At 48.1% G+C, this 12,265-nt stretch carries 8 protein-coding genes and 1 pseudogene; all 9 read right to left on the bottom strand.

Annotation, left to right across the window (positions count from 1 at the left end; translation table 11 throughout):
* Positions 1–237 precede the first annotated feature (237 nt).
* The 9 genes and pseudogenes from V7L01_RS06405 to V7L01_RS06365 all read right to left on the bottom strand — a co-directional run bounded on the left by V7L01_RS06405 (position 238) and on the right by V7L01_RS06365 (position 12,209).
* Positions 238–1,446 (bottom strand): alpha/beta hydrolase, encoded by a 1,209-nt coding sequence (locus tag V7L01_RS06405; protein ID WP_335032939.1) that lies wholly within the window; start codon positions 1,444–1,446, stop codon positions 238–240.
* Positions 1,400–2,860, bottom strand: coding sequence for a SidA/IucD/PvdA family monooxygenase (locus V7L01_RS06400; protein WP_335032937.1), 1,461 nt, complete (start codon positions 2,858–2,860; stop codon positions 1,400–1,402). The genes V7L01_RS06405 and V7L01_RS06400 overlap by 47 nt, the downstream gene beginning before the upstream one ends.
* A 53-nt stretch (positions 2,861–2,913) precedes the next feature.
* Positions 2,914–3,663 carry an SDR family oxidoreductase gene (locus tag V7L01_RS06395; RefSeq protein ID WP_335032936.1) on the bottom strand — a complete coding sequence of 250 codons (750 nt, stop codon included), beginning with the start codon at positions 3,661–3,663 and terminating at the stop codon, positions 2,914–2,916.
* A 738-nt stretch (positions 3,664–4,401) separates the two neighbouring features.
* The gene (locus V7L01_RS06390; RefSeq protein WP_335032934.1) at positions 4,402–5,973 is read right to left on the bottom strand and encodes a GMC family oxidoreductase; all 1,572 of its coding nucleotides are present in this window, start codon (positions 5,971–5,973) and stop codon (positions 4,402–4,404) included.
* Between the two features lie 116 nt (positions 5,974–6,089).
* Complete coding sequence (locus V7L01_RS06385) at positions 6,090–6,677, bottom strand: Dps family protein (protein ID WP_335032932.1); 588 nt, start codon at positions 6,675–6,677, stop codon at positions 6,090–6,092.
* Positions 6,678–6,951: 274 nt separating this feature from the next.
* On the bottom strand, positions 6,952–7,764 hold the full coding sequence (locus V7L01_RS06380) for an alpha/beta fold hydrolase (RefSeq protein ID WP_335032930.1): 813 nt from the start codon (positions 7,762–7,764) through the stop codon (positions 6,952–6,954).
* Between the two features lie 99 nt (positions 7,765–7,863).
* On the bottom strand, positions 7,864–8,421 hold the full coding sequence (locus V7L01_RS06375; protein WP_335032928.1) for a DsbA family protein: 558 nt from the start codon (positions 8,419–8,421) through the stop codon (positions 7,864–7,866).
* Positions 8,422–8,749: 328 nt separating this feature from the next.
* Positions 8,750–9,422: pseudogene (locus V7L01_RS06370) on the bottom strand (response regulator transcription factor).
* 9 nt (positions 9,423–9,431) lie between these two features.
* The gene (locus V7L01_RS06365; RefSeq protein ID WP_335032926.1) at positions 9,432–12,209 is read right to left on the bottom strand and encodes a PAS domain-containing protein; all 2,778 of its coding nucleotides are present in this window, start codon (positions 12,207–12,209) and stop codon (positions 9,432–9,434) included.
* Between the last annotated feature and the right edge of the window lie 56 nt (positions 12,210–12,265).

Below are 12,265 nucleotides of genomic sequence, written 5' to 3'. Positions count from 1 at the left end.
CCTCGTTCCCAGCCTGTAGGCTGGGAATGTATTTCGAGAGGCTCTGCCTCCGATCAAGCCTTTGGAGGCGGAGCCTCTCAGAATTAGTTCCCAGCCTCCAGGCTTGTTCCAGTCAGGGCAAGGGCTGTGTCTTAACTTAGTGCCATTCCGCTTTACCCTTTTCCCCTACGCTAACTCGGTAAGCAGCAAAGCGATGGAAGAGCGTCTTTTCCTTTCCCTAAAAACATCGATCGCATCCTATTGCAGATGTTTCTTCAATTCAGCAGCAGCTTGAACAAACAGAGAGCGGACTTGTGGCAGTTCGGCTAAACCATTGAGCAGTCCAAAGTCATGAATCATGCCGTTATATTGTACCGTTGTCACCTCTACCCCAGCTTCATCGAGCTTGCGTCCGTAGGCTGTGCCTTCGTCATGCAAAATATCGCTCTCTGCAACCACAATTAATGCTGGAGGCAAGCCTTTGAGTTGCTCAACCGTCGCTCGTAAGGGAGATGCGTAGATGTCTTTGTGCTTTTCTGGGTCAGGGATGTACAGGTCATACATCCACTTCATCGTGGGTACAGTTAGGTACCGTTTGTCGCCGAATTGATGATAAGAATTCGTTTCAAAATCGGCATCGACAATCGGCCACATCATGATATGTAGCTTGATGTGTGGCCCTCCGTTTTCTTTCGCCTTCAAAGCAGTGACTGCTGTCATATTTCCGCCGACACTGTTGCCGACCACTGCCAGATTCTTGCCATCCACCCCAATCTCCTCACCATGCTCGGCAACCCATTTGGTCGCAGCATAAATCTCATTGATCGCCTGTGGGTACTGAGCATCTGGCGTGCGCGTGTAGTTGACAAAGACCCCTGCAAACCCTGAAAGCACAACCAGATCGCGAACCATGCGTTTGTGTGTTGGATAATCACCCAACACCCAACCACCACCATGAATAAAGATGAAAACAGGTAATGTGCCTTTGACGCCTTCCGGTCGCACGATATTGAGCGTAATCGAATAACCGTCAGCGATAATTTTCTTCTCAGACTCTTCAATGCCTGAAAGGTCTACTGGAACAGAAACCTGTGCATCCACGAGTACTTGACGTGCTTCGATTGCAGTGAGTGTCTCTAGCGGCACACCTCCTGAATTCAGCACTTTCAAAAATTCCTTCACCCCACTGGAAAGACGTGGATCGTCTGCAACTTCCAAAATTTTTGCTGCTGACGAGTTTATTTGAGCAACCATGACATTCTCCTTTGATAAGTAGTAAACAATCTGTTGAAATGACACTGTTAAGTGAATTGATTTAACAGTGATACTTGATTCAGCAGTGATTGTGAAATGGCAATCACTTTCTACCGACATCGTTTCCCAGCCGGAATTATTTGTTACTGGTGAAAAGGTTGTTGACCTAGCGGGTCGCTGCCTCGATCGGTTGTTTCCACACCGCAGCAGCATAGAGCGAGTTCTCAAAATCGGGGGCAATATCGCCTGTGATCCGTGCCTCATGATGCGCCCAGTCCTTAAAGAACAAGTCGTGACTGATGCGCGATACTATTGCAGGTACGTCGCGGCGGATGCTATGGATGTCACCAACTGGCAATCCGAAGCTGACCAAACCAGCAGGATTAAATACGTGAATGTCTTTCAGATAAGGGGCAGTGCCAGGTACTTTTTCTTGGTATTCGTGGGCGCTACCGAGGTAAGGATGTGCCCCCAAACCGTCGTCGCGCAGGTTTTCTGGTGGCTGGTAGCGATCGCGCCAGAGGGCAATATGCTGGGCAAAGTCGGCTAGTTCGGGACGCTTTGTTGGGTCAACGAAGTAACCAGTGCCAGCGATCGCAAAATCAAACTCGAAAACATCATCGTTCACCTCGATGGCAATGCGTTCGCCTTTGGCGGCGGCTTCCGCATCGCCCAGTTTCCGTGCCGATTTCCAAGGTGCAGATAGATGGATGTGAAAGTTCGGGAAAGCGATCGCTCGCTTAATCGAGTTCGGGGGTGGCGCGGTGCCTGCTTGACGAAAGTGCCAAGCCTGGAACCAGCGGGCTGCATCGGGTAGTTGGGGATAGTTGTCGTAAGCACCAGGGTAATCCCGTACCCGAAGGACTGACAGAGATGCGATCGCCGATCGCCGTACAAATAGATGTACTGCCTTAGCTCCCGATTCCAGCGCCACTGCTGCTGCATCGAAAGCTGAAGCCGCCGCACCCAGCACCGCCACAGTCTTACCGCGCAGTGCTTCAAAATCGATGGCATCGGCGGTATGTGCGTACAACGTGCGGGGTAAGTCAGCCAGTATTGGAGGTATGTACGAACCACCCGTGCCAGCCACGCCATTGGCGAAGATAATTTTGCGCGTAGTCTCTAAGAGCGGGACACCGTTTACCTCAAGGTGTAGGCGGAAGAAACCTGCGACTGGTTCAATCCGCACCAACTTCGTCCGGTAACGAACCTGGATACCCAGGAAATGCCGATACCAACTGAGGTACTCAGCCCAAGTCACTCGCCCAATGCGATCGATCTCCGCGTAGGCTGCCGCACCGTGCCGCGCTTCGTACCAGGCTTGAAAGGACAATTCTGGGATGCCTAGTTCTGGACCAGGCAGATGTTTCGGTGTGCGGAGCGTTCTCATCCGCGCTCGCGTCAACCACACGCCTGCATGAGCCTCGTCATCGGCTGCATCGATCTCCGTCACGCGACCGATCCCAGCACGCCGTAGCGCAAATGCAAAGGTACTACCACTGCCGCTGCCACCTATTATAGTGACATTGCGATCGATGCCAGGGCGATCGGGCACCCAGTTTTCGGGATCGGGACCGAGTAGGCGTAGTGCTTCGCGGGCAGTAAAATCGAAATTGCTCGTTGTCATCTTGATCTCCTCATATCTCGTTGCGATGGATGGAAGAATCGGAATAGCAGACATCAAATCTGTGCCATACCGCCATCAACAAACAACTCAATGCCATTCACAAAGCTGCTGTCATCTGAAGCGAGAAAGACAACGGCTTTGGCAATCTCATCGGGTGTACCGACTCGTCCCAGTGGGATGGTGCTGGCTTGGCTGTCCACGAATTCTTGCAACTGCTGGTCATTCAGTCCCAAATGATCGTAACCAGGAGTCGGAACCACACCAGGGCTAATGGCATTCACTCGGATCTTGCGTTCTCTGAGGTCGAGTATCCAATTCCGAGCAAATGATCTCACGGCGGCTTTGGTGGCGCTGTAAACACTGAAAGCTGGCGTACCTTTTATAGAAGTAATCGAAGCATTCAGGATAATAGAAGCGCCCTCTGGCAACAGTGGCAGTGCCTTTTGTACAGTGAACAGCAAACCTTTGACATTTATGTTGAATGTTTTGTCAAAGTGTTCCTCAGTGATTGCTCCAAGTGGGGCAATTTGTCCACCTCCAGCATTAGCGAAGATGATATCGAGGTGTCCAAGCTCAAGCTTAATGGTGGCAAACAGACGATCCAGGTCTGCCAGATTAGAAACATCGCTCTGCACAGCCGTAACATTTTTACCAATGGCTTCTACAGCAGCATCCAGTTCGACTTGGCGACGACCCGTGATGTAGACATAGGCACCTTCAGCAACAAACTGTTTGGCTGTAGCAAGACCGATGCCACTGTTGCCACCCGTGACAAGGGCGATTTTTCCTTCTAGTTTTTTCATTATGTTAATCTGATGGGGATTGTGGATTTGTGTGAACCATTGAAGTGTTATCGGTTCTGTTGCATCACAGCTTTGAGAACAGTAGATTTAACCCTTCATTCATTCTTGGAACCAGTTGGGGCAAGGGCTGTATCTTAACTTAGTGCCATTTCTTACATCTCCTTTGATCGATCTGCTTAATGACCCTGCTTGAGACTTACAACGAGGTCAGTCACTTGACGTTGAGCCTCTGCTTGTAAATTCATAGTTTTAAGTTTTCCTTTTAAGTGATAGACCAGTTCTCAAGCGGCATAGAGGGTGTTATGAACTCTGAAAATTGAGCCAGTTCCAATCATTCCTCGAAAATCGCAACGAGGGCTGAATTTCGCTTCTGGACTAAGTTATATAGAAGTTAATAACACCCTCTAAGGGAGATATCTAGTAGTCCACCACACTAACTTTGATGGGTGAATAAGTTTTTAGTAAGGACTTTAGTCCTTGATTTGAGCGCCCAAGCGCTCACTACAAACCAAGCATTGTTGACTTGGCGGACTACTAGTGGTTTATCGCATTAATTCTGATAAGTAGATAAATTCTTCAATTTCTCTTCTTTCCTTCTTCCTTCGCGTACTTCGCGTCTTCTCTGCGAGACGCTGCGCGTAGCTTGCTTCTCCGTAGGAGTACGCGGTTCGTTCTCTTATCCCTCAAATTTAATGCAATAGACCACTAGGTACACCCAGGATTTCGTCGCCAATTTCGCTAGAGATGCGATTGAACTTGGACATTAAGTTTATTGGCAATGCTTTGTGAAGTACGCTCCGCTTTAATTAAATCTGCTGCTTTTTCACCAATCATGATGGTCGGTGCGTTCGTATTTCCCGTGGTGATTGTTGGCATGATGGAAGCATCAACAACTCGCAATCCCTCAACCCCATGTACCTGCAACTCAGGATCGACCACTGCCATTGGGTCAATGCCCATTTTGCAAGTGCCAACCGGATGCCACACAGTGCTGCAAGTGTCCCGAATGTAAGCTTCGAGTGCTGCATCACTCTGAACCTGGGAACCTGGAGCGATTTCCTTACCGCGAAACTCATCCAAAGCACTTGCACCGAACAAGTTACGGAGTAATTTAATCCCGACAACTAACTTTTGCACATCAGTTTCACTTTGGAGAAAGTTCATTTGAATCATCGGTGTGTCTTTGGGGTCGGGGGAACGCAAACTGACACTACCAATGTTTTGAGGATGAGTTAAACAAACGAAACTTGTAAATCCTAAACCAGAGTGGGCATAACCAGGCGGTGCCAACACAACCGGGCCGAAGAGAAACTGTAAATCTGGCGCGGCATCCAGATTACCCGGAGTATGCAAAAACAAGCCAGCTTCAGCGACACTACTGCTGCTTGCCGTGTGTAAATCCTGAGTTGCCTCGTGTGCCACGGACACAACAGGGTGGTCTTGGAGGTTTTGACCGACACCCGGCAAATCAGCCACTACCGGAATTCCCATCGCTTGCAGGTGTTCTGCATCACCAATACCGGAAAGCATCAGCAGCTTCGGCGAATCGAACGTGCCAGCGCTTAAAATCACTTCGGAGTTTACCCTAACCTGGTGCAGCATGTCCTCGTGCAGGTATTCTACCCCAATAGTGCGAGTACCCTCAAACAACAAGCGAGTTACCAACGCTCTTGTGGTTACAGTCAAATTGGGACGCTGGAAAATGGGTAACAGGAAGGCAGCGGCGGCGCTGTGGCGCTTACCATCCTTGATCGTCAACTGATAGAGTCCTGCTCCTGACTGCTGCATTCCATTGGGATCGGGATTGTGGTCATATCCTAGTTCCACTGCTGCGTCTACAAAACGTTGGGATACCACAGCAGGCGCAATCAGATCCGTGACGCTCAACTCTCCATCGACCCCGTGAAATTCAGAGGCGCCTCGTGAGAAGTGTTCTGATTTCTTGAAGTAGGGCAAAACATCAAGGTACGACCAACCGGGATTCCCCAATGACTGCCAGTGGTCATAATCGTGAGAATTGCCCCGCAGATAAATCATGATATTAATCGAACTGCTGCCGCCCAGGACTTTGCCACGGGGACAAAAGATTTTGCGGTTATTCAGGTAGGGTTCTGATTGGGAGAAATATGCCCAGTCCACCTCAGAACCTAGTAGACTGAGACATTGCGCTGGGATGTGAATTTCTGGTTTCGTATCGGGATTACCCGCTTCAAGTAGTAACACAGTTGTGTCATTGTCTTCTGTCAGACGGTTGGCGACAACGCATCCTGCCGAACCTGCACCAATTACAATGTAGTCATAATTAGTCATGAAGTTCTCTTCCTCTGTTATCTACAATGGATAAATGGAGTCAAGAATGAACTGATTTAAAGAGCGATCGCTGAAATACTGTTAGTTATTCATTTACAACGCCCGATCTGCTGAATTTAACTGCGTACCAATGGTGTATCCACCAAATGTTCTGCCAGAAACCAAACTTGCGTCTCATTGGTTCGCAGGACTTGGCTCACTAACAAATCGTTAGTGCCACTATCTTGATTTGCTGCTGTTTTATCGATCGCTACTCTCAATTCCCCAACGATCAATTCGTGGGCTTCTAGTAACCGCGACAACATCACAGGTACTTCCTCAACACCATTGGGCGGACGCTTAATCTTAGTGACTTCTGCTACATGACGCGGATCAGCGATCGCCACGCCTCCCAGGGTTTGTACTCGTTCACCTAGTGCATCAATTAACTCAATTTGTTCGCTGGCGTGTTTGTCAAGCAACAGATGCAGTTGATAAAACGTATGTCCGCGCATCAACCAGTGATGTTTCTTGTAAAGGTGATAGAGAATAATCGTATCTGCCAAAATCTGATTGACTAAAACACAGCTTTCGCTGCGGGCACTGGGGTTGAGAACAATTGGCAAATCACGAAGAGTTCCATACTGCTGAATTTCATATCCATGTTGATGCAGTAAGGGTTGACTGCCATCGACTTCAGTGATACTTATATTTTGAGTCGGCACGATCGCATCTCCTAGAATCAATAATTAGGTCTGTTCTATTTGTATATACGAATGGCACTAAGTTAAGCTGAAAGGTAAGCGGCGTAGGGATTGCAGAGGGGCACGGGAGCAGGGGGGCAGAGGGGAATTTCTAAATATCTGAACGCAATGCCTAAAATTTCTTCTTTCTCCCCTGCTCCTTTGCTCAAGAGCACCCCTGCTGCCTCAACGATTTTCCCTTATCAAGCGTGCCATTCTTGTATGTACCGAGAAACTGCTTCTCTTAAAATTGCGATTACTTTACAGCAGCGCTTGCTGCTTCAATCACTTTGGCAACCTCTTTTGGATGAGAGATAAAAGGAACATGACTGGAGTTAACTTCGGTTGTCTTAGCATTAATCCGTTTAGCCATAAATCGTTGAAGTTCAGGGTTGATGGCGCGATCGCTTTGAGTCACCAGAAACCAGGAAGGAATTGTTTTCCAGGCGATTTCATTCACTGATTGCTCAAACGCGGCGCTGGCAATCGGCTTTTGGGTTGCTGCCATCACTCGCGCCTCAGCCTTTGATACGTCTTGGGCAAAAAATTCGTGAAACTTCCCGCGATCGACATAGAGAAAGTTTGCAGCATCAGACACAATTGCCGTACTAATCGGAGGGGCTGCGTACCTTTTATTCAAATCACTCGTCTTTTCACCGGCATCTGGTGCGAAAGCATTAACATAAACCAGAGCTTTCACCTGTGGATTGCCAGCCGCTGCACCCGTGATTACATTTCCACCATAGGAATGTCCAACTACTACAACAGAACCCTTCTGACTCTCAATTACCCGCTTCGTCGTTGCCACATCATCAGCAAGCGAGGTGAGCGGAATCTGCACAGCAGTCACTCTGTAGCCATCCTGCTCTAACAATGGAATAACGTGTTGCCATGATGTCCCGTCAGCATAAGCCCCATGAACGAGAACGATCGCAGGTTTAGAGTTGGACGTTTGAGGTAATTCTTTAGAGGTGGCTGGTGTTGAATGCATTGATATTCCAACGACAACACTGAATGCAAATAACCACAGCAACAATTTTTGAACTTTTTTCCATGTAAAAACCATCATTGCGATCGCCTCTGTATTCTTGCTAAATTGCTGAAATCTCTGATTCTTGTCGTCCGTATAGAAGTTATGAAATACTTGTTGGAATAAGCATCAATAACCTTAATCATTTGCAGCAACAATAGCTGCCATTATTTGCTCAACAGTCCAGCGATCGAGATAGCGAATTCCATTAATAAACAAAGCGGGCGCAGCCTCTACTCCACTTCGCAGTCCACCTTCAATATCCGCATCGATCAGATTGACATACGCTCCCTTGGATAAATCCTGCAAAAATTGAGAAATATCAAGTCCTAAACGATTGGCATACTCGACTAGATAGCCATTTCCCAATTCCTGTTGATGGATAAACAGCATCTCATGCATTTGCCAAAACTGCCCTTGAGCCGCTGCTGCTTCTGCGGCTTGGGCTGCCCGTTGAGCATGAGGATGAATCTGTTTCTGGGGAAAGTGACGGAAGATAAAACCTAAATTGTTTTCTCCAAACTCCAGCTTCAATTGCTGCCCGGCAACTTTAATCAATCGATAGACGTTGGCACTTTGAAAACATTCATAATCTCCATACATTACGAATACTACAGCAGCATTCAGTACACCTTGAATATGATCTTGGGTTGAAGGCAGAACGAATAAAGAACGATTATCACGGTTGTAAGTCATGTTTCGGTTTGTATTAAGCAAACTTAAGCCTTACAACCCAACTGCGCTAACATTGCTATGGATTTAATATAGACAATTGACCCTCTATTGTCGTCCACTCTGGGTTGACATTTTTATACAATCTAGTGATGGATGAACCCGTCCAGCTTATAGTGGAAGGTTGTCTCCAACTAAAGTTGGAGTCTAATACCAATTTAATTTACTTCCCTTCCCTTCCCTTCTTTTCCCACTTACATAGGACTTACGCAATAACTCTCTGAAACCCTCTTTCCTTCGCGTTCTTTGCGTTCTTCGCGGTTCGTTTTTTCATAATTTTGCGTAAGTCCTGTTACAAACTGACAATCCCACGCTTAACAGCAGTAATCACGGCTTGTGTGCGTTGGCGTTGGCGTAGCCTCTCGTAGAGAAGCCTTGCCGAAGGCATCGCTCACTCCCAATTTGCTCAAAATCCGATTTACATGCGATTTGACAGTGCTTTCACCAATACACAAAGCAGTGCTAATTTCTTGATTACCCATTCCTTGTGCCATCAAACGCAGCACTTCCAACTCTCGTTCGCTGAGTTCTGGATTACTCATTCGCTGCAATAATTTTGCGCCCACTTCTGGCGGAATATATTTTTGACCATTATGAATGGCGCGAATCGCATTCAAAAGCTCGCTAGGTTTAGCATCTTTGAGCAGATAGCCTTGAGCGCCCGCCTGTAAACCGCGATAGATATCTTCATCGCCATCGTAGGTTGTGAGTACCGCGATCCGAGCCTGCTTAAATTCAGCACAAATCGCCATAATGGCTTCAACACCTCCCATTTTGGGCATTCGTAAATCCATTAGTGTGACATCAGGTTGGTATTCTCGAAACGCGGCGATCGCCTGTTGCCCATCTTCAGCTTGAGCGATCGCTGTCATTTCTGGATCGCGGTTAATGATGGTTGCTAGACCCTTTCTGACTATGGCATGGTCGTCAACAATCAGCACTCGAATCGTAGTGGATTGGCTCATTGTAATTCTTCACACTCGATTGGTGGTGACAATAATTTCTGTTCCCTGTCCCGGTTGGCTTTGAATCAATAGTTGTGCGCCAATGCGCTCTGCCCGTTCGCTCATTCCTAATAAGCCAAACCCACCGCTCAAAGGAGTGCTACCTACTCCAAAGCCCCTGCCATCGTCTTTAACCCGTAAGATACACTGTGTTTCGTTGTACACTAACTCAACCCGAATTTCGCCAGCACTTGCGTATTTAATCGCATTGGTTAATGCTTCCTGCCCAATTCTGAGTAAGTTATTCTCCACTTCGATTGATAAGGAATAGGCTATACCCTGAGTTTCGCAAATCAGAGCCGTGTCGGTCGTTGCTCGCATTTGAGCCACAATACGATGCAAGGCACTCTCTAAATTACCTTCTTCTAGTAGCCGCGGACGGAGTGCTGATACGGATCGCCGTGTCCCTGCTAGCCCAGCGCGTGCTAGTTCCTCAATCATTTCCAGATGTACTTGGGTTGCTTCTGGGTCATCCGCCAGCACTTGTGTTACTGCTCCAACTTGAAGCAGAATACCTGTGAAAGACTGAGCTAGTGTATCATGAATTTCTCGCGCCATCCGGTTACGCTCTTCTAAGATAGAAGTGTGTTCAGCTCGTTTACGATCGCTAATGTCTGTCATGAGACTGTAGAAACCTCTTACCTGAGCATTGTCATCGAAATCAGGAATAAAGGTGGCGCTGATGCACCGCTTATCATCCCGAAAAGGGATTTCTGCTTCTAGAGGGACAGTTTGCCCTGCAAACACCTGATTAATATACGGCTCAATCCGTTCATAAACCGCCTCACCGAGCAGTTGGCGAACAGGGTTGCCCAAAATTTCCTCACGGCTACGGTTAAACCAAACCTCATAGGTACGGTTGATAAATTGAAAGCAGCGATTGGCATCGACGTAGCTAATCAGAACGGGTAGAGCGTCGGCAATCAGTCGTAATTCCTGCTCCTGTAAGCGAAGCTCCTCGTAGACACCGCGTAGCTCTGCTTCGTTTGCCTGCAATGCTGTCGTTCGTTCTGCAACTTGTTGCTCTAGGGTGCGATTGTATTCTGCTAAAAGCTTCTCTGCTTGTTTACGTTCGGTGATGTCTTGAAAGGCTGCGATCGCATACAGAATGTTGCCAGACTCATCAAAAATTGGAGTTCCCCAACTTTCGATCGGAATGATCCGATTCCCCTGGTGAATTTCGATATCATCCACACTGCCCTGTTCGCCATTTAGCGCTCGCCTAATCATCAGTTGTTCGGTTGGGTAGGGGCGATCGGTTCCTGCCACATAGAGTTGATAGACCTCGGCAATTTGCTCTGGGGTGACAGACGGCAGCACGCTCTTGCCCAAGAGTTGGATTGCCTTCTGATTCGCGTAATAAGGGCGACCTGTTGCGTCCATAACCACAATTCCTACCGGAACCGACTCTAAAATTTTCTGGAGGCGGGTTTCACTTTGGGCGAGGGTCTGGTTTAAAGACTGCATTTTGGCAAATGCGATTTGAAGCTGCTGTGCCATCTGGTTGAACGATCGAGCCAGTTCGCCCAAATCGCCCGATCGCTCAATTTCTACCGTTTGATTCCATGCACCGTCTGCTAGCGCTTTTGCCGATTGACTGACGCTGACAATCGGTTTAGCGATCCATCGGGCAATCAAAATGCAGATCGCAATGCCAAGCAGCAAAACCGCAATACAAAGCAGAATCGTCGTGCGGATGCTTTGATTAATCTTTGCCATGAAATCGGATTCAGGCAACACCGTGACAATCAGCCAGTCTAGCCCACGAGTATCTTTAAATGGCATCACCTGAATCAACTGCCGCCTGCCATCGAACTTAAAATCAAGCTGTTCCGCAGTCTGGATCTGCCACAAATCGCTGAAATGCTCGCGTAAATAGGCAGCAGTAGCTCGCACGGTAGGGTTACGGCTCTCAACTGCGGACAATCGATTTGCTGCTGCCCCAGGACTTATGATCGCCTCTCCGGTGGAGGTGGCAACCAGTTGCCCCGATCGCTCTAGAATAAAGGCGATGCCTGTCTTGCCAATTTGCAGGCTAGCCAAAAAACGGCTCATCTCATTAGGCAGAAATACATCGGTGGCACAGACTCCCAACAGCGATCGATCGGCAGTGCTATAGACAGGCGTACTGGCGGTGATCGTTGGCAACTGGCTAGCAAAGTCGGCATAGATTCCACTCCAGCTTGGTTCGCCTGCCGTCACTGCTGCTTTATACCAGGGACGAACCCGCGCATCGAAGGCTTTGTTGCCTTGACTGATTAACTGGTCTCGCTGACCATTGCGATCGAGGCTGGAGCCGTAGAGTTTACGATCTGTAGCAACATTACTCGACCGCAGTTCAATTGAGCGATCGGCAGGGCTACGTCGCACCCCTAGAAGAGAACCTTTGCGATCGCCACAGTAGATATCACTCACCATCGGATAAATCTGAATTTGCTGCCAGAGTGGAAACTCACCTTTCACTGCGCTAGGGTCAATTTTTCCCTGAGCGAAGGTGCTGGCATTGAGCCGATTGATGTTATGGGGTATCTCGGTATAGGTTTGTAGTTTGCCTTCGATCCGGCTCGTCAGTTCGCGCCGCAGTTGACTGGCGAGATCGCTGATGGCTTCCTGTCTATTTTGGAAGGAAAAATACCCCACTAAGCCGACTGTCACCAAAGTTTGCAGCACAAACGGCACAATCAAAACCGTCTGCAATGGCACCGTTCTGGAAACTTGAGCTACAACTTGCTTGAGAAGACTGCTCATCAATCAGATTCCTCATTTAGGGCAGTTCGCGCACGTTAGTCCATTTTTTGACAGAA

Origin of the sequence: Nostoc sp., assembly GCF_036917095.1 — a bacterium.
GTDB lineage: Bacteria > Cyanobacteriota > Cyanobacteriia > Cyanobacteriales > Nostocaceae > Nostoc.
The sequence above is the reverse complement of the archived record's forward strand: the minus strand, read 5'-3'. Positions and strand labels throughout refer to the sequence as shown.

Excerpts from the sequence above, each read along its gene's own strand:
- V7L01_RS06365 (WP_335032926.1), bottom strand. The coding sequence starts at position 12,209 with ATGAGCAGTCTTCTCAAGCAAGTTGTAGCTCAAGTTTCCAGAACGGTG.
- V7L01_RS06380 (WP_335032930.1), bottom strand. The coding sequence starts at position 7,764 with ATGATGGTTTTTACATGGAAAAAAGTTCAAAAATTGTTGCTGTGGTTA.
- V7L01_RS06405 (WP_335032939.1), bottom strand. The coding sequence starts at position 1,446 with ATGCTGCTGCGGTGTGGAAACAACCGATCGAGGCAGCGACCCGCTAGG.
- V7L01_RS06390 (WP_335032934.1), bottom strand. The coding sequence starts at position 5,973 with ATGACTAATTATGACTACATTGTAATTGGTGCAGGTTCGGCAGGATGC.
- V7L01_RS06375 (WP_335032928.1), bottom strand. The coding sequence starts at position 8,421 with ATGACTTACAACCGTGATAATCGTTCTTTATTCGTTCTGCCTTCAACC.
- V7L01_RS06395 (WP_335032936.1), bottom strand. The coding sequence starts at position 3,663 with ATGAAAAAACTAGAAGGAAAAATCGCCCTTGTCACGGGTGGCAACAGT.
- V7L01_RS06400 (WP_335032937.1), bottom strand. The coding sequence starts at position 2,860 with ATGACAACGAGCAATTTCGATTTTACTGCCCGCGAAGCACTACGCCTA.